Source organism: Amycolatopsis sp. NPDC041971, from assembly GCF_055588925.1.
Genome location: NZ_JBVJCE010000022.1, coordinates 1 through 20,493 on the forward strand (window position 1 = coordinate 1; position 20,493 = coordinate 20,493).

The 20,493-nt window shown below is 69.9% G+C and carries 19 protein-coding genes, 1 rRNA gene and 1 pseudogene; 19 read left to right on the forward strand and 2 right to left on the reverse strand.

From position 1 onward, the window contains the following. The 11 genes from rrf to ACZ6DT_RS33880 form a co-directional block, all read left to right on the forward strand. Positions 1-91 (forward strand): 5S ribosomal RNA (gene rrf, locus ACZ6DT_RS33830); the annotation flags it as partial. A gap of 163 nt (positions 92-254) precedes the next feature. Beyond that, positions 255-2,279 (forward strand): tetratricopeptide repeat protein, encoded by a 2,025-nt coding sequence (locus tag ACZ6DT_RS33835; protein WP_465602938.1) that lies wholly within the window; start codon positions 255-257, stop codon positions 2,277-2,279. Beyond that, the gene (locus tag ACZ6DT_RS33840) at positions 2,272-3,261 is read left to right on the forward strand and encodes an HAD-IIA family hydrolase (RefSeq protein ID WP_465602940.1); all 990 of its coding nucleotides are present in this window, start codon (positions 2,272-2,274) and stop codon (positions 3,259-3,261) included. The genes ACZ6DT_RS33835 and ACZ6DT_RS33840 overlap by 8 nt, the downstream gene beginning before the upstream one ends. A gap of 22 nt (positions 3,262-3,283) precedes the next feature. Continuing rightward, positions 3,284-3,538, forward strand: a complete 255-nt coding sequence (locus ACZ6DT_RS33845; RefSeq protein WP_465602941.1) for a hypothetical protein — start codon at positions 3,284-3,286, stop codon at positions 3,536-3,538. Between the two features lie 4 nt (positions 3,539-3,542). Further along, entirely contained in the window at positions 3,543-4,358 is an 816-nt protein-coding gene (locus ACZ6DT_RS33850) for a TlyA family RNA methyltransferase (protein ID WP_465602943.1), read from the forward strand. After that, positions 4,355-5,266: an NAD kinase gene (locus tag ACZ6DT_RS33855; protein ID WP_465602945.1), complete on the forward strand. Its 912-nt coding sequence runs from the start codon at positions 4,355-4,357 to the stop codon at positions 5,264-5,266. Before ACZ6DT_RS33850 ends, ACZ6DT_RS33855 begins: the two co-directional genes overlap by 4 nt. A gap of 53 nt (positions 5,267-5,319) precedes the next feature. Further along, complete coding sequence (recN, locus tag ACZ6DT_RS33860) at positions 5,320-7,167, forward strand: DNA repair protein RecN (RefSeq protein ID WP_465603149.1); 1,848 nt, start codon at positions 5,320-5,322, stop codon at positions 7,165-7,167. A gap of 102 nt (positions 7,168-7,269) precedes the next feature. Beyond that, positions 7,270-8,454 carry a putative cytokinetic ring protein SteA gene (steA, locus tag ACZ6DT_RS33865; protein ID WP_465602947.1) on the forward strand — a complete coding sequence of 395 codons (1,185 nt, stop codon included), beginning with the start codon at positions 7,270-7,272 and terminating at the stop codon, positions 8,452-8,454. Beyond that, entirely contained in the window at positions 8,451-9,398 is a 948-nt protein-coding gene (locus ACZ6DT_RS33870) for a copper transporter (RefSeq protein ID WP_465602948.1), read from the forward strand. The genes steA and ACZ6DT_RS33870 overlap by 4 nt, the downstream gene beginning before the upstream one ends. Positions 9,399-9,554: 156 nt before the next feature. Beyond that, positions 9,555-10,214 (forward strand): GntR family transcriptional regulator, encoded by a 660-nt coding sequence (locus ACZ6DT_RS33875; RefSeq protein ID WP_465602949.1) that lies wholly within the window; start codon positions 9,555-9,557, stop codon positions 10,212-10,214. A gap of 23 nt (positions 10,215-10,237) precedes the next feature. Next, on the forward strand, positions 10,238-11,173 hold the full coding sequence (locus ACZ6DT_RS33880) for a phosphotransferase (protein WP_465602950.1): 936 nt from the start codon (positions 10,238-10,240) through the stop codon (positions 11,171-11,173). Here ACZ6DT_RS33880 and aroA read toward each other — a convergent pair. Next, the gene (gene aroA / locus ACZ6DT_RS33885) at positions 11,170-12,459 is read right to left on the reverse strand and encodes a 3-phosphoshikimate 1-carboxyvinyltransferase (RefSeq protein WP_465602952.1); all 1,290 of its coding nucleotides are present in this window, start codon (positions 12,457-12,459) and stop codon (positions 11,170-11,172) included. The genes ACZ6DT_RS33880 and aroA overlap by 4 nt on opposite strands. 88 nt (positions 12,460-12,547) lie before the next feature. Here aroA and ACZ6DT_RS33890 point away from each other — a divergent pair, with 88 nt between their 5' ends. Together ACZ6DT_RS33890 and ACZ6DT_RS33895 are read left to right on the forward strand one after the other, a co-directional pair. After that, positions 12,548-14,251 (forward strand): CTP synthase, encoded by a 1,704-nt coding sequence (locus tag ACZ6DT_RS33890; protein WP_465602954.1) that lies wholly within the window; start codon positions 12,548-12,550, stop codon positions 14,249-14,251. Continuing rightward, entirely contained in the window at positions 14,248-14,874 is a 627-nt protein-coding gene (locus tag ACZ6DT_RS33895; RefSeq protein WP_465602955.1) for an NUDIX domain-containing protein, read from the forward strand. Before ACZ6DT_RS33890 ends, ACZ6DT_RS33895 begins: the two co-directional genes overlap by 4 nt. A gap of 79 nt (positions 14,875-14,953) precedes the next feature. On the opposite strand, the pseudogene ACZ6DT_RS33900 reads toward ACZ6DT_RS33895, so the two are convergent. Then, a pseudogene (locus ACZ6DT_RS33900) lies at positions 14,954-15,440 on the reverse strand (DUF1707 domain-containing protein). A gap of 119 nt (positions 15,441-15,559) precedes the next feature. Between ACZ6DT_RS33900 and xerD the strand changes: the two are divergent. The 6 genes from xerD (at position 15,560) to ACZ6DT_RS33930 (ending at position 20,418) form a co-directional block, all read left to right on the forward strand. Further along, positions 15,560-16,462: a site-specific tyrosine recombinase XerD gene (xerD, locus tag ACZ6DT_RS33905; protein ID WP_465603150.1), complete on the forward strand. Its 903-nt coding sequence runs from the start codon at positions 15,560-15,562 to the stop codon at positions 16,460-16,462. 112 nt (positions 16,463-16,574) lie between these two features. Next, positions 16,575-17,591 (forward strand): ParA family protein, encoded by a 1,017-nt coding sequence (locus ACZ6DT_RS33910; RefSeq protein ID WP_465602957.1) that lies wholly within the window; start codon positions 16,575-16,577, stop codon positions 17,589-17,591. Then, positions 17,588-18,013, forward strand: coding sequence for a cobyrinic acid a,c-diamide synthase (locus ACZ6DT_RS33915; protein ID WP_465602959.1), 426 nt, complete (start codon positions 17,588-17,590; stop codon positions 18,011-18,013). Before ACZ6DT_RS33910 ends, ACZ6DT_RS33915 begins: the two co-directional genes overlap by 4 nt. Continuing rightward, the gene (locus ACZ6DT_RS33920) at positions 18,013-18,948 is read left to right on the forward strand and encodes a segregation and condensation protein A (protein WP_465602960.1); all 936 of its coding nucleotides are present in this window, start codon (positions 18,013-18,015) and stop codon (positions 18,946-18,948) included. The genes ACZ6DT_RS33915 and ACZ6DT_RS33920 overlap by 1 nt, the downstream gene beginning before the upstream one ends. Next, positions 18,945-19,676 (forward strand): SMC-Scp complex subunit ScpB, encoded by a 732-nt coding sequence (gene scpB, locus ACZ6DT_RS33925; protein WP_465602962.1) that lies wholly within the window; start codon positions 18,945-18,947, stop codon positions 19,674-19,676. Before ACZ6DT_RS33920 ends, scpB begins: the two co-directional genes overlap by 4 nt. Beyond that, on the forward strand, positions 19,666-20,418 hold the full coding sequence (locus ACZ6DT_RS33930) for a pseudouridine synthase (RefSeq protein ID WP_465602963.1): 753 nt from the start codon (positions 19,666-19,668) through the stop codon (positions 20,416-20,418). Before scpB ends, ACZ6DT_RS33930 begins: the two co-directional genes overlap by 11 nt. Positions 20,419-20,493 lie beyond the last annotated feature (75 nt).

Here is a 20,493-nt window from a genome sequence, read left to right on the forward strand (position 1 = left end):
GCCCGGTCCCATTCCGAACCCGGAAGCTAAGCCTGACAGCGCCGATGGTACTGCAACCGAAGGGTTGTGGGAGAGTAGGACACCGCCGGACTAACTTCAGGACAGGGTCCTGACCAGGGTTGAGAACCCCAACAGGTTCTCCCCGGTCAGGGCCCTGTCTCTTTTCATGTCCATGGACCGACTAGAATGGTCCGTTGGCCCACCTGTCAGGTGGGCGCAAGTGTCGAAACTTTTCAATAGTGGCAGGAGGCCAGGTGTCCGAGTTCGGTCGACGTGACTCAGATGATGGCGCGTCCGGCCGGTCGGGTCGCCGGGACGACAGTCCCCGCGGAGGCCGGTCTGACGCGCAGCGAGGTGACCGGCGCGGTTCCGCCGGCGGCGGGCAGGACCGGGGCGGCCGTGATGGCGGCTACCAGGGTCGCCCGCGTCGCGACGACCGCGGCGCACGCGGATCCAGCAGCAGCTATCCCGGTAAGCCCGCGCGCAGCGGCGACGGTCCCCGTGACCAGCGCCCCGGTGGCAGCCGGTTCGCAGGCCAGGGGCGTGACGAGAACCGCCCGCGCTACAACAACAGCGACGACCGTCGTGGCCCTGGTGCCGGTGATCGTCGTGACGACCGGTCCGGTGGTCGCGACAACGACCGTCGTGGCGGCTTCCGTTCCGACGACCGGCGCGACAGCCGTGACAACAAGGGCGGCGACCGCGGCGGTTACCGCTCGGACGACCGTGGCGGCGACAAGCGCGGCGGTTACCGTTCGGACAACGACAACCGCGGTGGCTCCCGCTCGGACAACCGGGGCAGCGACAACCGCGGCGGTGACCGCGGTGGTTACCGGTCCGACAACCGCGACAGCCGTGGCGGCGATCGCGGTGGATACCGCGGCGGCGACAGCCGCGGCAGTGACAGCCGCGGCGGCTACCGGTCCGAGAACCGCGGCGGCTACCGCTCGTCCGACAGCCGCCCCGAGCGTCGCTACGACAACCGCTCAGACAACCGTTCGGACAACCGCTCAGACAACCGTTCGGACAGCCGCTCCGACAATCGCTCCGACAGCCGTTCGGAGGGCCGGTACGAGAAGCGCTCCGACAGTCGTCCGGCTCATTCCGGCTACGGCTCGGACAATCGCGACCGCTCCAACGACCGCCCGTCCGGCAACCGCTACGAGGGCCGCCCCCAGGGCAAGTCCTACGGTGACCGCGACAACCGGAGTGACGACAAGCGCGGCGACGACCGGCGTCCGTCCTACCGCGACGACCGCGGCGGCTCCCGTTCCGGTGGCTACAGCGGCGGCGACCGTCGTGGTCCCTCCTCGAGCGACCGCCGTCCCAGCGGTGGTGGCTACGAGCGCAAGAGCTTCGGCGACCGTGACAAGCGTGGCGACGACAACCGCGGTGACGACAAGCGTGGTGCCTACCGGCCGTCCGGTGACCGTCCGGACCGCCGTTCGTCCGACCGGCCGGAGAAGCGCTACGACGACAAGCGCGGCGGCTTCGACCGCAAGCGCGACGACCGTCCCCAGCGCGACCGTTCCGAAGGCCGCAAGGACTTCCGTTCCTCGCCGCGCACCGAGGACAAGCCGGTCGACGACGAGACCTTGGCGCGTGAGCTGCTCGAGGCCCCGGAGCTGCCCGAAGGCATCGAGTTCTCCGATCTCGACGAGGAGGTCCGGCGGGAGCTCCGCACGCTGCCCAAGGCGCTTGCGGACACCGTCGGCAAGCACCTCGTCGCGGCCGGTGGCCTCGTCGACGAAGACCCCGAAGCCGCGATGGAGCACGCCAAGTACGCGAAGGCGAAGGCGTCGCGGGTCCCGATCGTCCGTGAGGCGCTCGGCCTGGTCGCCTACCACGCGGGCAACTGGTCCGAGGCACTGTCCGAGCTGCGGGCCGTCCGCCGGATGACGCGGACCGACGACCACATCGCGATCATCGCCGACGCGGAACGCGCCATCGGCCGGCCGGAGCGGGCACTCGACCTCGCGAAGGAGGTCGACAAGGAGCGCCTGGCCAAGGCGACCCAGATCGAACTCGCGATCGTCGCCGCCGGCGCCCGGCGCGATCTCGGCCAGCTGGACGCCGCCGTTGTCTCCCTGCAGGGCGACGACCTCAAGGCGGAGAAGCGCGACCCGTGGAGCGCCCGGCTGTTCTACGCCTACGCCGACAACCTCGCCGCCGCCGATCGCAAGGACGAGGCGATCCGCTGGTTCCTGAACGCGGCAGAGGCCGACGAGGAGGACGAGACCGACGCCGCCGAGCGCGCCGCGGAGCTCACGAATGGCTGACGCTCTGTCTGCCGGGTACGACGCGGTCCTGTTCGACCTCGACGGCACGGTTTATCACGGCGGCACCGTGGTCCCGGGCGCACCGGAAGCACTCCGGGCGCTTCGGGACCGCGGCACCGCCGTCCGGTGGGTGACCAACAACGCCTCCAAGGCGCCCGCGGAGGTCTCCGCGCACCTGGAGGCACTCGGACTCCCGGCCACCCCCGAAGAAGTCCACACGAGCTCTCAGGCCGCCGCCACCTTGCTGGGTGAGCGGCTGCCCAAGGGTTCCGTGGTGCTCGTCGTGGGCACGGACTCGCTGGCCGCACAGATCGAGTCGGCCGGGCTGCGGACGGTCCGGGAAGCCGGTCCGGACGTGGCGGCCGTTGTTCAGGGGCATTCTCCGGAGAACACTTGGGCCGCTCTCGCGGAGGCGTGCCTCGCCATCCGCGCGGGCGCGCTGTGGGTGGCGACCAACATCGACGCCACCCTGCCGACCGAACGCGGACTGCTGCCGGGCAACGGGTCGATGGTGGCCGCGTTGCGCACCGCCACCGGCGTCGAACCGCTGGTGGCGGGCAAGCCGACGCCGATGCTGTTCACCACGGCGGCGCGGGACGCCGGCGCGGAGCGGGCGCTCGTCGTGGGCGACAGGCTGGACACCGACATCGAAGGCGCGGTCGCGGCCGGGATCGACGCGCTCTGCGTCCTGACCGGCGTCGCCGACGCGGCGTCCTTGATCAAGGCCAGGCCCGAGGAACGTCCCCGCTACCTGTCGTGGGACCTGTCCGGGCTCAGCAGCCGCGCGGATCTCCTCGAAATCGGGCCCAAGGACGGCTGGCGCGTCACCGCACAGGGTGACGTGCTCGAAGCCGACGGTGAAGGCGACTCCCTGGACCTGTTGCGCTCCTTGTGCGCGGCGGCCTGGGAGTCGGGGATCACCGAGGTCCGTGGTGTGGGCGACACCGCCCGCGCCGCGCTCGGCGAGCTGCGCCTGGCCTGACCAGCGCTGCTAACTTGGTGGGGTGCAAGACCACTTCCATCCCGTTCCGCGACCCCCGGTGCCGGGACCTCCGCCGGATCAGACCGAGGCACGCTTTCCCGCAGAGGGACCATCAGCGCTGTACGCGCAGCAGGACACGGATCCCCGAGCCGGGATCGACGAAGCCGTGGCGGGTCTCGACGACCTCGCCGCGCTTCCGCTCTCGGAGCACGTCGACCGCTTCGAAGCCGTGCACACCGAGCTGACGGTGGCGCTGTCCACCATCGACAAGGTCTGACCGCGTGCCCAAACGCGCCCGCCTGGACGCGGAACTCGTCCGGCGGGGTCTCGCCCGTTCCCGGGAGCAGGCGTCCGCGCTGATCGCCGAGGGCAAGGTCAGCGTGCGCGGGATGGTGGCCACCAAACCCGCGACGGGGGTCGAGTCCGGCGCGCCGATCGTGGTGCGTGACAGCGACGACCCCGGCTGGGCTTCCCGCGGCGCGCACAAACTGCTCGGTGCGCTCGAAGCCTTTTCCCCGCAAGGCCTTTCCGTCGAAGGAAAGCGCTGCCTCGACGCGGGCGCCTCGACCGGTGGTTTCACCGATGTCCTGCTGCGCGACGGCGCCGCCACGGTGATCGCCGCCGACGTCGGCCGCGGCCTGCTGGACTGGCGGCTGCGCACCGACGACCGCGTGGTCGTGCTCGACAAGACGAACGTCCGTAAGCTGACCCCGGAAGATCTCGGCGGGCAGGTGGACCTCGTGGTCGGGGACCTCTCGTTCATCTCGCTCAAACTCGTGCTGCCCGCGCTGGCCGCGTGCGCACGCGACGGCGCCGATCTGGTGCCGATGGTGAAACCGCAGTTCGAAGTGGGCAAGGACAGACTCGGCAGCGGAGGCGTCGTCCGTGACCCGGAGCTCCGGGTCGAATCCGTGCTCGGCGTGCTCGCCGAGGCCGAGAAGCTGGACCTGTGTCTGCGGGGTGTCGTGGCGAGCCCGCTTCCCGGGCCGTCCGGGAACGTCGAATACTTCGTCTGGCTTACCCGCGGGGCGGGAGAGACCGTCGGCACCGACGCCGAGCGGCTCGTCCGCACCGCAGTCCTGGAGGGACCCCAATGAGCGATCGCGAGGTGCTGCTCGTCGTGCACCCGGACCGGGACGCGACCCGGGACGCGGCACGCGAGGTGTCGGCCCGTTTCGCCAAGGCCGGTGTGCGGCTGCGGGTGCTCGACGAGGACGTGAAGGAGATGCTGGAGGCGGACGGCGGGATCGGCGGGCCCTGCACGGTCATGGCGCCGGAGCAGGATCCGGCCGCCGGGACCGAGCTGGTGTTCGTGCTCGGCGGTGACGGCACGCTGCTGCGCGCCGCGGAACTGGCCAGGCCGAACGGCGTTCCGGTGCTGGGGGTGAACCTCGGCCGCGTGGGCTTCCTGGCCGAGGCCGATTCCGACAAGCTCGCCGACACCGTCCAGCGTGCCGTCGACGGTGACTACCAGGTCGAAGAGCGGATGACCGTCGACGTCATCGTCACCGTCGACGGCGAGGAGACCGTCAACACGTGGGCGCTCAACGAGGCCAGTGTCGAGAAGAGCTCGCGTGAGCGAGTGCTGGACGCGCTCATCGAGGTCGACGGGAGGCCCGTGTCGTCCTTCGGCTGCGACGGTGTCCTGTGCGCCACGCCGACCGGCTCGACGGCGTACGCGTTCTCCGCGGGCGGGCCGATCATCTGGCCGGACGTCGAGGCCCTGCTGGTGGTACCGAGCAACGCGCACGCGATGTTCTCGCGGCCGCTGGTCGTCTCCCGCGATTCGGAGATCACCGTCGCCATCGATCCGGACGGCTCGCCCGCCGTCCTGACCTGCGACGGATCGCGGACCTTCGATCTTCCCGCCGGCGCGGCCGTGCGGGTCACCTGCGGCCGGGTGCCGGTGCGCCTGATCCGGTTGTGGGAAGGCCCCTTCACCGACCGGCTGGTGCACAAGTTCTCGCTGCCGATCAAGGGCTGGCGGGAGCGACACGCCCGCTGACGGATGTCATGAAAGGGTCGTTCACGACGTTTTTCGTCGTGAACGACCCTTTCATGACGTGCCGGGTGCGGGAATGGTCGGGGTGGGCCGCTACGGTGGGCGTCGTGCTGGCCGAGATGCGCATCCAGGGCCTCGGAGTCATCGAGGACGCCCTGCTGGAACTGCACGCGGGCTTCACCGTCGTCACCGGTGAGACGGGTGCGGGCAAGACCATGGTCGTCAGCGGGTTGCACCTGCTCTCCGGCGGCCGAGCCGAAGTGTCCAAGGTGCGGACGGGAATGCTGAAGGCCTTCGTGGAAGGCCGCTTCGAGCTGGGCGGTGCCGAGGGCGCCACCCGGATCGTCACCGACGCCGGGGCGGAGGTCGACGAGGACGGCAGCGTCATCGCGCTGCGCGCGGTCTCGGTCGACGGCCGGTCCCGCGCCCACCTCGGCGGCCGTTCGGTGCCGGTCGGTGTGCTGGCCGATCTGTCCGAGCAGCTGATCGCGGTCCACGGGCAGAACGATCAGCTGCGGTTGCTGCGGCCCGCCGAGCAGCGCGCGGTGATCGACCGGTTCGCCGGCGAGGCCGTCACCGAACCGCTCGAGCGCTACCGCGCGGTGCGGGACGAATGGCTCGCCGTCGTCGCCGAATTGACCGAGCGGTCCACCCGGTCCCGTGAGATGGCCCAGCAGGCCGACCTGCTGCGCCACGGCCTCGCCGAGATCGACTCCGTCGCGCCGGAACCGGGAGAGGACACCGAACTCACCGAGCAGATCAAGCGGCTGGCCGCGGTCGACGAACTGCGGACGGCGGCCGGTGCGGCGCACGCCGCCGTCGCCGGTTCGGCGGACGGGGATCCGGACGCGCCCGGCGCGCTGGGACTGATCGGGGAGGCGACCCGCCACCTGAACGGTTCCGAGGACGCCGTGCTGCGTGAACTCGAGCCCCGGCTGGACGAGGCCTCGGTACTGCTGTCCGAAGTGGGCACCGAGCTGGGCAGCTATCTCGAAACGCTCGACGCCGACCCGGCGTTGCTGGAGAAGGTGCTCGCGCGCCAGGCCGATCTGAAGCGGCTCACGCGCAAATACGCGGCCGACGTGGACGGCGTGCTCGCCTGGGCCGACGACGCCCGCCGCCGGATGTCCACGATGGACACTTCCGAGGAGGCGCTGGCCGAACTGGCCGTCCGCCGCGACGAACTCGCCATCACACTGGCGGAACACGCCCTGACCCTGTCGAAGGCGCGCGTCGAGGCCGCCGGCGAACTGGCCGAGGCCATCACCGCCGAGATGTCCGGGCTCGCCATGGGACAGGCCGAGATCGAGATCACCGTCGAGCGGCGCACCGTGGACGAGAGCGACCCGCACGCGGTCAAGGTCGAAGGCAGGCTCGCGCACGCCGGCGCCGACGGGGTCGACGACGTCGAGTTGCTGCTGCGCGCGCACAACGGCGCGCCGCCGCTTCCGGTGCACAAGGCCGCTTCCGGCGGTGAGCTTTCCCGCGTGATGCTGGCGATCGAGGTCGTCCTCGCGCACGCGGACACCGTGCAGACACTGGTGTTCGACGAGGTCGACGCCGGGGTCGGCGGCCGGGCCGCGGTCGAGATCGGCAGGCGGCTCGCGCGGCTGGCGCGTAGTCACCAGGTCCTGGTGGTCACGCACCTGCCGCAGGTTGCCGCGTTCGCCGATCAGCATCTGGTGGTGGACAAGGGCACCAGCGGCGGGGTGACCCGCAGTGGCGTGCGTGTGCTCGAACAATCCGAGCGCGTCGTCGAACTCGCCCGCATGCTAGCGGGAATGGAAAGCACCGAGACCGGCCGCGCGCACGCGGAGGAATTGCTCGCCGTCGCCGAGGCCGACAAGAGCGCGCCGGACAAGCCCAAAGCCCGTCGCGGCGGAAAGCGCAAGAAAGCGAAGTAATGCCTGTCACGACCGGGTAGCCGAACCGGTGTGGGTTAATCGGCGTGTTTCCATCGGCGTGGCGGACACGGAAGGCCGCGCGAATTTGTCACTATCGGTCGCATGAAGCTCACCGGTTTGCTCACGCGTAACCAAGAGACCCTCCCCGGGATCACCGGCGTCGCCAGGGTCGACAGGCGTACGCGTGAGCTGCTCCGTCGGCTGAGCCCTGGCGACATCGTCGTCCTCGACCAGCTCGATCTCGACCGTTCGACGGCGGATGCCTTGGTGGAGGCCGAAGTCGCGGCGGTGGTGAACGCCTCGCCGTCGATCTCCGGCCGGTTCCCGAACCTGGGCCCGGAGATCCTGCTCGAGGCCGGGATCCCGTTGGTCGATTCGGTCGGTGGCGAACTGCTGCGCAAGGTGAAGGACGGCACGAAACTCCGCCTGCACGAGGGCGTCGTCTACATCGGTGAGCGGCAGCTCGGATCGGGGGTCCAGCAGACGCGTGAGAGCGTCGCGGATCAGATGATCGAGGCCAAGGCCGGGATGTCCACCCAGCTGGAAGCGTTCTCCGCGAACACGATCGAATTCCTCCGCCGGGAACGCAGTCTCATCCTCGACGGTGTCGGCGTCCCGGAGATCCGGGTTCCGCTCAAGGACCGGCACGCCCTCGTGGTCGCGGGGGGCAACGGGCACGCCGAGGACCTCAAGAAGCTGAAGAAGTACATCTCCGAGCACCGTCCGGTGCTGATCGGTGTCGATGCCGGAGCCGACACCCTGCGCGCGCAGGGATATCAGCCGGACGTCATCGTCGGCGACCCGCACGGAATCGGCGCCGAGACGTTGCGCAGCGGAGGCGAGGTCGTGGTCCCGGCGCAGCCGGACGGGCACGCGCCGGGTGTCGAGCGCATCCAGGACCTCGGGATCGGCGCGGTCACCTTCCCCGCGACGGGCAACGCCGAGGACCTGGCGCTGCTGCTGGCCGACGCGCACGAGGCGAGCCTGGTGGTCACCGTCGGATTCCAGGCGACGCTGCGGGAGTTCCTCGACCACGGCCGGTCCGGGTCGAATCCGTCGACGTTCCTCACCAGGCTCAAGCTCGGCACGAAACTGGTCGACGGCAAGGCGGTCGCGACCCTGCACCGCAACCGGGTGTCCATCGGCGCCATCGTCCTGCTGGTGCTGGCGGCCTTGGTGGCCGTCGCGGCCGCGCTGCTGGTGTCCGACGTGGGTTCGGTCTACGTCGACTGGATCCGTGACACCTGGAACTCGTTCATCGCTTGGGGCAAGGGACTTTTCACGTGATTTCACTGCGGTACCACATCGTTTCCATCGCCGCCTGCTTCCTGGCGCTCGCGCTCGGGGTGGTGCTCGGGTCCACGGCGCTGAACGGTTCACTGCTTTCCGGGCTCGCCGGCCAGAAGGAAGACCTGGGTTCCCAGGTCGCGGATCTGGAGGCGCAGCGCAACTCGCTCAACGCGAGGCTCGGTGACGCGGACGCGTTCGCCGGTGCGATGGGGCCGAAGGTCGTAGCCGGGCAGCTCGACAAGCGTTCGGTGGTGCTGGTGACCACGGAGGACGCGAAGCCCGCGGACCGCGACGCGCTCAAGCAACTCGTCGGGCAGGCGGGTGCCGCCGTCACCGGCGAGATCCAGCTGACCGAGGCGTTCTCCGACCCGCTGCGGTCGGATCAGCTGCGTGACGTCGTCTCGCGGTTGCAGCCCGCCGGTGTGCAGTTCCCGACCGCGGGCGACCCCGGCACCCTCGCCGGTGCTCTGCTCGGCTCGGTGGCGTTGCTGAACAAGGACAACGCACAGCCGCAGTCCACGCCGGTGGAGCTGGCGGCCGCGCTCGGCGGGCTCACCGACGGCGGTTTCCTCAAGACCGGTGGGGAGGTGAAGCCCGCGCAGCTCGCGCTCGTGCTCACCGGCTCCAAGTACACCGGGGACGGCGCCGGCGACCGTGCCTCGACCATCGCGCGGTTCGCCGCGCAGCTCGACCGTTCCGGCGCGGGCGCCGTCCTGGCCGGCGACGCGGGATCCGCCGACGGCACCGGCGCGATCGGCGTCGTCCGCGCCGACACCTCGTCGACCTCCATTCTGTCCACTGTGGACAACGCGGAGACCGCGGCGGGCCGGGTCACCACGATCATGGCGCTGCGCGAGCAGCTCGAAGGCGGCGCGGGACGCTACGGCATCGCGGGTAACGCCCAGGCTCCCGCACCCGGGATCGCCGCCGCCGGCAACTGACCCCTTCGCATTTCGTCCTCTGAATGCGGTAGTTGCACACGCAAGCACCGCATTCAGAGGACTAAACGCGGAAAAATGGCGGTCGTCCGTCGTCAAAGTTTCTGCCGATAGACTCGGGTCACGAGCTGTTGCGGCGGGGTTGAACGAGGGGGTTCGGTGGCCGGGGAAGGACCGCGTCAGCCGCTGGCCGCGACCCGGCAACGGGTCCGGGACGAGCTGCGTGAACGGATCCTCGACGGACGGCTGAAGCCGGGGGACAGGCTGGTCGAACGGGAACTCGCCGAGGACCTCGGCGTCTCGCGGGTCCCGGTGCGCGAGGCCATCCGCAGCCTGGAGGCCGAAGGCTTCCTCGTCGTCCAGTCGCCCCGGCGCATCGTCGTGCGCCGGCTGGCCAGAGCCGACGTCGAGGAGCTGTTCGACGTCCGTGAAGCGCTCGAAGGGCTCGCCGCCGGGCTGGCCGCCGAACGGGCGGGCAAAGCGGAACTGCGCGTGCTCGAGCGGCTGCTGACCGACGCCGCCCGCGCGACCGAAAACGGCGACCCGGCCCGGATCACCTTGCTCAACACCCGCTTTCACGACCAGATCGTCGAGCTGGCGGGCAACGGGCTCCTGCACGAGATCCTCCGCCCGCTCGAGGGCAGGTTGCGCTGGCTCACCAGCCAGAACGAGCGCTGGGGCGAACTGCTCGACGAACACCGCCGCCTCTACGACGCGATCGCTTCGGGCGACGCGGGCCGAGCGCGGGTCCACGCCGTCGAACATGTGCGGGTGAACCGGGAGGTCACGCTGAAGGCGCTGTTCCCCGAAGACGGGTGAACCGGACATGCCAGACTCACGGCATGATCACCGACGAACAACGGGCCGCCCGCACCGCGCGGGCGGTGGCCGCCGCGGTTTCCGCGGGCCGCGACCTCGGCATCACCGTCACCGAACCCGAAGTCCTGTACGACGTTTTCTCCGTCATCGTGCGGCTGGCGCCTTCGCCCGTCGTCGTGCGCGTGCCGACCGTGTTGCCGCGTACGACCACGCTGGAGACGCAGTCGGCCGACCAGCGGCGTGAACTCGCCGTCGCCGCCTGGCTGGGCGAGAAAGGGCTCCCGGTCGTCAAGCCGAGCCCACTGGTCCCGGCGGAGCCTGTGCGGCGCGACGGTTTCTCGATGACCTTCTGGGAGCTCATCGAGTTCGTCGAGGACGCGAACCTCACCGTGGAGCACTCGGCCAAGCTCGTGGCGAAGCTGCACGCCGCGCTTCGCGACTATCCCGGGAATTTGGCGTTCCTGAACGGTCTGGACCCGTTCATCTCCGACGGCCTCGCCCGGCTCGAAGGCAGGCCGGAGCTGCTCGCCCCCGCCGACCTCGACCGCGCCCGCCGCGAATGGGCGGTCTTCCGGCCGCTGCTGGCCTCGGAGGAGGCCTTCGCCAAGGCGTTCCCCGGGGCCACCGTCCAGCCGGTCCACGGTGACGCGCCGGGCTACAACCTGATCGTCACCACCGAAGGCGAGCTCTACTCCGACTTCGAACTGGTGAACCGCGGCCCGATCGAACGCGACCTCGCCTTCAACGGTCCCGAAGGCATCGCGGCCTACAACGCCGCCGCCGTCGAACTCGGCCTGCGCGAGGTCGACGAAGGCGTGCTGCGCACCTTCGAAGCGCTGGGCCTGCTTCAGGTGGTCGCATGCCTGTCGATGGCGCCCGATTTGCCGATGCTGGTGGACGGCATGAAACCGATGATCGACCAGTGGCGGGAAACCCCCTTCGCCGGAGGGCTCGCTTAGCCGACGAGCATCGCGGTCCAGGCCTCGGTGAATCCGGGGAAGGTCTTCCCGACCGTCGCCGGATTTTCCACCTCGACGCCGTCGACCTTCAGGCCGAGTACCGCGGCCGCCATCACCAGCCGGTGGTCGTCGTAGGTGTGGAACTTCCCGCCGTGCAGCGGCGCCGGCGTGATCCGCAGCCCGTCCTCGGTCTCGCGGACGTCGGCGCCGAGCGACGACAGTTCGGTGGCGAGCGCGGTCAGCCGGTCGGTCTCGTGGCCGCGCAGATGCGCGACCCCGGAGATGACCGACGGTCCCTCGGCGAAGCACAGCAGCGCGGCGATCACCGGCGTCAGCTCGCCGACGTCGTGCAAGTCCAGCTCGACGCCGGGAATCGTGCCGCTGCCGGTGACCGTCAGGCCGCCCGCGTCGAGTTCGGCGGTGGCGCCCAGGACCGGCACCAGGCTGCGCAGCCAGTCCCCGGGCTGTGTCGTCCACTGCGGCCAGCCCGCGATTCGCACCGTGCCGCCGGTCGCGACCGCCGCGGCGACGAACGGGGCGGCCGTCGAGAGATCCGGTTCGACGATGTACTCGGGGCAGGAAAGCCTCGTAGGCGCGACGTGGAACTCGACGCCCTCGCGCTGCACAGTGGCCCCGAAGCGGCGGAGCATTTCGACGGTCATCGCGATATGCGGTTCGCTCGGCACCTGACCGCCGACGAGGCGCACGGTGACGCCCTCTTGGAACGACGGTCCCGCGAGCAGCAGCGCGGACAGGAACTGGCTCGACGCCGACGAATCCAGGTCGACCTTGCCGCCACGCAGGCCGCCTTCGCCGTGGACGGTGAACGGCGGCGCGTCACGGCGGTCGTCGTCGATGCGGGCACCGAGGCCGCGCAGCGCCTTCAGCAGCGGTCCGATGGGACGGCGGCGGATCGCCTCGTCACCGTCGAACAGCGCCGGGCCGGTGCCCAGCGCGGCGAGCGCGGGCGTGAACCGGGCGACAGTACCCGCGTTGCCGAGTTCCACCCGGACGGTCTCTTCGGGATGGACGCGGCCGGGGCCGAGCGGGTGCACGAGGTAACCGCCGATGCTGCCCTGCGAATGCGCGCCGAGCGCGTAGAGGGCGCCGAGCATCAGCCGCGCGTCCCGGGAGTCGAGCGGGGTCCGCACCCGCGTCGGCGCGCTGGCGAGCGCGGCGAGGACGTAGGCCCGGTTGGTGATCGACTTCGAGCCGGGGACGCGGATGTCCGCGTCGAGCGGGCCTTCCGCGACCGGTGCGGTCCAGGTGTCGTGCGCGTCTGTCACGCCGCGAGAGTAGCGGTTTTCCACTCCATCGGACGCTTGCGGCGTGGCCGGTGAGCGCCCCGGCGGGCGTGGGATAAGGTGGAAGCCCGTGGGACTTCAGTCGCGGGCTACCAAGTATGTCTTTGTCACCGGAGGCGTTGCCTCCTCTCTGGGTAAGGGACTCACGGCTTCCAGCCTGGGTCAGCTCCTTACCGCACGTGGGCTCCGGGTCACGATGCAGAAGCTGGATCCTTACCTCAACGTTGATCCAGGCACCATGAACCCGTTCCAGCACGGTGAGGTGTTCGTCACCGACGACGGCGCCGAGACCGATCTGGACATCGGGCACTACGAGCGTTTTCTCGACCGGGCTCTCGACGGCAAGGCGAACGTCACCACCGGGCAGGTGTACTCCGAGGTCATCGCCAAGGAGCGCCGCGGTGAGTACCTCGGTGACACCGTGCAGGTCATCCCGCACATCACCGACGAGATCAAGGCGAGGATCACCGCCGCGGCGGGTGCCGACGAGGACGGGAACAGCCCGGACGTCGTGATCACCGAGGTCGGCGGCACCGTCGGCGACATCGAGTCGCTGCCGTTCCTGGAGGCCTGCCGTCAGGTCCGCCACGACGTCGGCCGCGACCAGTGCTTCTTCCTCCACGTCTCGCTGGTCCCGTACCTCGCCCCGTCGGGCGAGCTGAAGACCAAGCCGACCCAGCACTCGGTCGCCGCGCTGCGCAACATCGGTATCCAGCCCGACGCGCTCGTCTGCCGCGCCGACCGCGAGCTGCCGGAGGACCTCAAGCGCAAGATCGGCCTGATGTGCGACGTCGACACCGAGGCCGTCATCGCCTGCCCCGACGCGCCGTCGATCTACGACATCCCGAAGGTGCTGCACCGTGAGGCGCTCGACGCCTACGTGGTGCGTCGTCTCGGGCTGCCGTTCCGCGACGTGGACTGGACCGTGTGGGGCGACCTGCTCGACCGGGTGCACAACCCGTCGGAGGCGGTGCGGGTCGCGGTCGTCGGCAAGTACATCGACCTGCCGGACGCGTACCTGTCGGTGACCGAAGCGCTGCGCGCGGGCGGATTCGCCCACCGCGCCAAGGTCCAGATCGCCTGGGTGCCTTCGGACTCCTGCGAGACCCCCGCCGGTGCTTCGGCCGCGCTGTCCGATGTGGACGGTGTGCTGATCCCTGGCGGGTTCGGCATCCGCGGCATCGAGGGCAAGGTCGGAGCCATCGCCTACGCCCGCACCCACGGGCTGCCGCTGCTGGGCCTGTGCCTCGGCCTGCAGTGCATGGTGATCGACGCGGCGCGGAACCTGGCCGGGATCGAGGACGCGAACTCGGCCGAGTTCGACGAGGAGGGCGCGAACCCGGTCATCTCCACGATGGCCGACCAGCGCGACGTCGTCGCCGGTGAGCGCGACATGGGCGGCACGATGCGGCTCGGCGCGTACGTCGCCAAGCTCAAGCCGGGTTCGCAGGTCGCGAAGGCGTACGGCAGCACCGAGGTCTCCGAACGGCACCGCCATCGCTACGAGGTCAACAACGCCTACCGCGAGCGCCTTTCCGAGGCCGGTCTGGTGTTCTCGGGCACCTCGCCCGACGACCACCTGGTCGAATTCGTGGAGCTGCCCGCCGACAAGCACCCGTTCTTCGTCGGCACCCAGGCGCACCCGGAGCTCAAGAGCCGTCCGACCCGCCCGCACCCGCTGTTCAGCGCGTTCGTGAAGGCCGTCGTGGACCGCAAGGTCGCCGAGCGGCTGCCGGTCGAGCTGCCCGAGGCCCCGCAGACGGTGGCCCGGTGACCGAACCCGGCAAGCACGAATTCACCGTCGCGTCCACATCGGACGTCCACATCGGACGTGTCGTCGGGCTGCGGGTCGACGAGGTCGTGATGCCCGGTGGCGGCACCGCCCGTCGTGAGGTCGTCGAGCACCTCGGCGCGGTCGCCGTCGTCGCGCTGGACGCGGACGGCGCGGTCACGCTGATCCACCAGTACCGCCACCCGATCGGGCGGCGGCTGTGGGAACTGCCCGCCGGGCTGATCGACAAGGCGGGGGAGGACCCCGTCGGCGCGGCCGAACGGGAGCTGGTCGAGGAGGTCGGGCTCAGCGCCGAGCGCTGGGAGACCCTGGTCGACGTCGCGGCGTCGCCCGGTTTCACCGACGAGGTCGTCCGCGTCTATCTCGCCCGCGAACTGTCCGAAGTGGACAGGGAGGTCCTCGGCGACGAGGAGGCGGACCTCGTCGTGCGGAAGTTCCCGCTCGCCGAAGCGGTCCGGATGGCACTGGCCGGTGAGCTGGTGAACGGGTCGACCGTCGGTGGCGTGCTCGCCGCGCACGCGGTGCTTTCGGGAGCGGCTTCGGCGCGGCCCGCGGACGCGCCTTGGAAGGACCGGCCGACGAAGTTCGCTTCGCGCGGTCTCTGACCCCCTTCGCGCGCCATGAACGGTCCGTTACTTGCAAAATTTGCCAGTAACGGACCGTTCATGGCATTCGTGGGAGCGCTCAGTCCCGGAGGCGGCGGCCCTGCGCGTCGGTGCCGCCGTTCGCCAGCAGCACGATCCCGTCGATCATCGGCCAGATCACCCCGATGCCGCAGGTGACCACCACGACCGCCAGTTGTCCCAGAGCGAGCCCGACATGCCCGGTGTAGAACCGCCCGATCCCGAACGGCAGCACGATCTGCAGCACCCCGGCGGCGATCTTCGACTTCGGCGAGTACGGCGTGACCGCGGCCGGGGTGCTGGTACACGGGCACGAACGGCGGCGGGTCGAACCGCGGCGCCAGGTACGTCGGATGCGGCGCCGGCAGGTCCTGGAACAGCGGCCGGAGTTCGCCGAGCGTCACGGCCTCGTACGCGGCGAGGACACGGCCCTCGTACTCGTCGGGCGTGATCCTGCCCTGGCTGTAGTGGTCGGCGAGCAGCCGCGCCGCCTCCTCGCGCTCGGCGGTGCCGACGCGCATCCCGTCCGGGTCCGGTCGCTGGGACATGGTCCCAAGGTAGCCCGTTTTCACCCCTGCGACGCGGTACGCGCGGCGAACCCCCGATCGGGTCGTGGTGGTCCTAGAGTGTCCGTGTGTCACGGGTCGGTGGTACCGGAGTCGCCCAGGTGGTCGCGGCATACCTCGACCATCTGGTGGTCGAGCGCGGAACCGCGAGGAACACCCTCGACAGCTACTCCCGCGACCTTCGCCGGTACACCGCCTACCTCGCCGGTGCCGACGTCGAACGCTTCACCGACGTCACCTCGGCGCACATCACCTCGTTCGGCGCGGCGTTGCGCGAAGGCGACGAAGAGCATCAGCCGCTGGCCGCCTCCTCGGCGGCTCGCGCACTGGTCGCCGTGCGGGGGCTGCACAAGTTCGCGCACGCCGACGGCATCACCGAGCACGACCCTGCCCGCGAGGTCCGCCCGCCCGCCGCGGCCAAACGGCTGCCCAAAGCGCTGCCGGTGGACGACGTGCTGAAACTGCTCGAAACCCCGCCGCCCGAGGGGATGCGGCCGCTGCGGGACCGGGCGCTGCTGGAACTGCTCTACTCCACCGGCGCGCGGATCTCCGAGGCCGTCGGACTCGACGTCGACGACATCGACGACGTCGAACGCACCGTGCTGCTCGACGGGAAGGGCGGCAAACAGCGCATCGTGCCGATCGGCCGTCCCGCGCTGGAAGCGGTGCACGCGTACCTCGTCCGCGCGCGGCCGGCGCTCGCCACGCACGGTAGGGGGACACCGGCGATGTTCCTGAACGCCCGCGGTTCCAGGCTTTCCCGGCAGAGCGCGTGGCAGGTTCTCAAGGCCACCGCGGAATCCGCGGGGATCACGGCGGGCGTTTCCCCGCACACGTTGCGCCATTCGTTCGCCACGCATCTGCTCGAAGGCGGCGCCGACGTCCGCGTCGTGCAGGAACTTCTCGGCCACGCTTCGGTGACGACCACGCAGGTGTACACGTTGGTCACGGTCAACACGCTCCGCGAGGTTTACGCGACAGCACATCCCCGCGCGCTCGGCTAGGCCGTGTCCTGAGCGCCTAAACGACCCGGTCGGTCCCGGCGTGCCTCATTGGCTCGACTCACGGATCGCGCATAGGCTGCCGAGGATCCTGCCGAAGAGGAGCTTTCGCGCCATGTCGACACCGAACGAGCCGGCGAAGCCGTCCGCGTCCGCCGGTTCGGCCGCGGCGAGCCTCCGCCAGGTGACCATCGCCACCCCCGCCGAACACGACGGCGACGAACCGTCGGAGGACACGATCTCTTCCCGCGGCCGCAAGGCCAAGCGCGCCAAAGAAACCAAGCAGCAAGAACTCGAGAGGGAAGGTATCGGCCCCACCGGCCGTCCGTACCGCGAGATCCCCGACCCGCCGCCGCTGGAACGGCACGGCCCCGCACTGGTGATGGCCATGTGCAACCAGAAGGGCGGCGTCGGCAAGACCACCTCGACCATCAACCTGGGTGCGGCGCTCGCCGAATGCGGCCGCCGGGTACTGCTGGTCGACTTCGACCCACAGGGCGCGCTCTCGGTCGGCCTCGGCATTCAGCCGCACGAGCTGGACCAGACGGTCTACAACGTCATCATGGAGCGCTCGGTCAGCATCACCGACGTCATCCGGAAGACCCGGGTGGACGGCGTCGACCTGCTGCCGAGCAACATCGACCTGTCCGCGGCCGAGGTCCAGTTGGTCGCAGAGGTAGGGCGCGAACACACTTTGTTACGGGTCCTTCGTCCGGTCATGAACGACTACGACTATGTTCTTGTCGACTGCCAGCCCTCGCTAGGCCTGCTGACGGTGAACGCACTGACCGCCGCGGACGGTGTGATCATCCCGCTGGAGTGCGAGTTCTTCAGTCTGCGAGGCGTAGCGCTCCTGATCGACACCATCGAGAAGGTGCAGGAACGCCTCAACCCCAAACTGGACATCACGGGGATTCTCGCCACCATGTACGACCCGAGAACCCTGCACTCGAAGGAGGTCATGGCGAGAGTGGTGGAGGCATTCGGCGACATCGTGTTCGACACGGTGATCAACCGCACCGTGCGGTTCCCCGAGACGACCGTCGCGGGCGAGCCGATCACGACGTGGGCCCCCAAATCAGCCGGCGCGGCGGCCTATCGCGCGCTGGCCCGTGAGGTGATCGCCCGGTGAGCAGGCGAGCTTCCCTGCCCGGAGCGTCCGAACTTTTCAGGATCACCTCCAGCCCCGCCCTCGATCTCCCGCCCGCGCCCGAACAGCCCGCCCCCTCGACGGGGGACGGCAACGGGAACGGATCCGGGGACGAGACCGGGCCCGCGCACAAGGAACAGCTGACCCGTGCCGCGCGCAGCGGTTCCGGGCGGACCAAGCACGACGCGAAGATCACCGTCTACGTCTCCGGCGACGAACTGCTGGCGATGGAGCAGGCCAGGCTGAACCTCCGGGCGAAGCACGGACTCGTGCTCGATCGCGGCAGGCTGGTCCGCGAGGCGGTGGCGGTCCTGCTGGCCGATTTCGACGCGGCGGGCGAGGAATCGGTGCTCGTCCAGCGCTTGCGGGCGGGTAGCGAGGACGGGAAAGAGACCGAGAGCTGATGGACGACCCGGCCGCGGCTGCTCCCAGCGGCTCAGAGCCGGTCGAGCGGACAGAGGCAGACGAGACCCCCGTCGTGCACGAGACCGTGCACGGCGGGATGGTCCCCGAAGGACTGGCCAGTGAAGAGCTGAGCACGTCCAAGTTCAAGGTGAACCTGTCGAACTTCCAGGGTCCCTTCGATCTGCTGCTCCAGCTGATCTCGCAGCACCAGCTCGACGTCACCGAAGTCGCGTTGCACCAGGTCACGGACGATTTCATCGCCTACACCCGCGCGCTCGGCACGGCGTGGAACCTCGACGAGACGACCGAGTTCCTGGTCATCGCGGCGACCCTGCTCGACCTCAAGGCGGCGCGGCTGCTGCCCGCCGCCGAGGTCGAGAGCGAAGACGACCTCGCCCTGCTCGAAGCACGGGACCTGCTGTTCGCGCGCGTGCTGCAGTACCGGGCGTACAAGCAGGTCGCGGCGCTGTTCGGTGAGCTGGAGGCCGGCGCGCTGCGGCGATATCCGCGATCGGTCGCGCTCGAAGACCGGTTCATGGGACTGCTGCCCGAGGTGATGCTCGGCGTCGATCCGGCGAAGTTCGCCGAGATCGCCGTCGCGGTCTTCCGGCCGAAGCCGCCGCCGCAGGTGTCGATCGCGCATATCCACATGGGCCGGGTCTCGGTGCGTGAACACGCCGCGCTGCTGCGGCTCAAGCTCGCGGAACGAGGTGAAGCGACCTTCGGCGAGCTGGTCGAGGACTGCGAGCACACCGTCGAGATCGTGGCGCGGTTCCTCGCGCTGCTGGAGCTGTACCGGGAGGCCACGGTCCAGTTCGAGCAGCTGGAGGCGCTCGCCGAACTGCACGTGCGCTGGACCGGCGGGTCCGTGACGCAGGCGTCGGTGGCGGCCGAACAGGACCTCGCCGCCGCGGAGGACGAGGAGTACGGGTGAGTCCCGAAGAGACCGAGAAGACCGAAGAGATCCCCGAGACCAGGGATGAGCCGAAAGCTCCCATCGCCGAGTCCGATGAGGTGAAGGACGCTTTCAGCCCGCCGGTGGCTGAAGTGGAGGCGGGGGAGGCGGAGCCGCCTGCCGACGAGGGGCTCGTGGTGGCAGGCGATGGTGACTACCCAGATCTCACCTCCGACGAGGCGCTCGAAGCCGCGCTCGAGGCGTTGCTCCTGGTCGTCGACTCGCCGATCAACGAGGAATCGCTCGCCGACACCATCGGTCAACCCGTGTCGCGGGTCACCGTGGCGCTGCGCACGATGGCGCAGAAGTTCACCGAGCGGACCAGCGGAATCGACCTGCGCCGAGTCGGCGAAGGGTGGCGGTTCTACACTAGGGACGTCTATGCCCCGTTCGTGGAGAAGCTTCTGCTCGACGGCCAGCGTTCCAAGCTGACGCGAGCCGCACTGGAGAGCCTCGCCGTGATCGCCTATCGGCAGCCGGTGACCAGGGCCAGGGTCGCCGCCGTCCGAGGGGTGAACGTGGACGGGGTGATCAGGACGCTGCTGGCACGCGGCCTGATCGAGGAGATGGGGACCGACCCCGAAACCACAGGCACGCTGTACGTGACGACCGAGCTGTTCCTGGAGCGACTGGGCCTCTCGTCCCTGGCCGACCTTCCGCCCATCGCTCCGTTGCTACCCGAAGTGGACACCATCGATGACATCTGACCCGCATCCCGACGGCATTCGGCTGCAGAAGGTCCTTTCGCAGGCCGGCGTCGCCTCGCGGCGCGCGGCCGAGGACCTGATCGTGCGCGGTCGCGTGAGCGTGGACGGCAAGGTGGTCACCGAGCTCGGCCGCCGGGTCGATCCGGACAACTCCGTGATCCACGTCGACGGCACCCGCGTCCAGGTCCGCGAGGACCTCGTCTATCTCGTGCTGAACAAGCCCAAGGGCGTGCACAGCACGATGAGCGACGACCGCGGCCGCCCGTGCGTCGGCGACTACCTGCGCGGCCGGTACGAGGAGACACCCGGCATCGTGCACGTCGGCAGGCTCGACGAGAACACCGAAGGCCTTCTGCTGCTCACCAACGACGGCGACCTCGGCCACCGGTTGATGCACCCGTCGTTCCAGGTGCTCAAGACCTACTTCGCCGAGGTGGAGGGCATCGTCCCGCGCGGTCTCGGCAAGGAACTGCGGGCGGGCTTCGAACTGCCGGACGGCATCGTCAAGGTCGACCAGTTCCGGGTCAAGGACATGCTGGCCGGTCGTACCCAGATCGAACTGGTCATCCACGAAGGTCGCAAGCACATCGTGCGGCGGCTGATGGCGGCCACCGGGCACCCGGTGCGCAAACTGGTCCGGACCGCGCTCGGCGACGTCCAGCTCGGTGCCCAGCGGTCGGGCTCGGTCCGGCGACTGAACCGCGGCGAGGTCGGTTCGCTCTACCGCGCCGTCGATCTGTAAGCCCGGACCCCGCCCCGCCACCACCCTCAACGGACAGGCTGCGCCTGACTGTAAGACTTTCCGCTCTACTGCGCG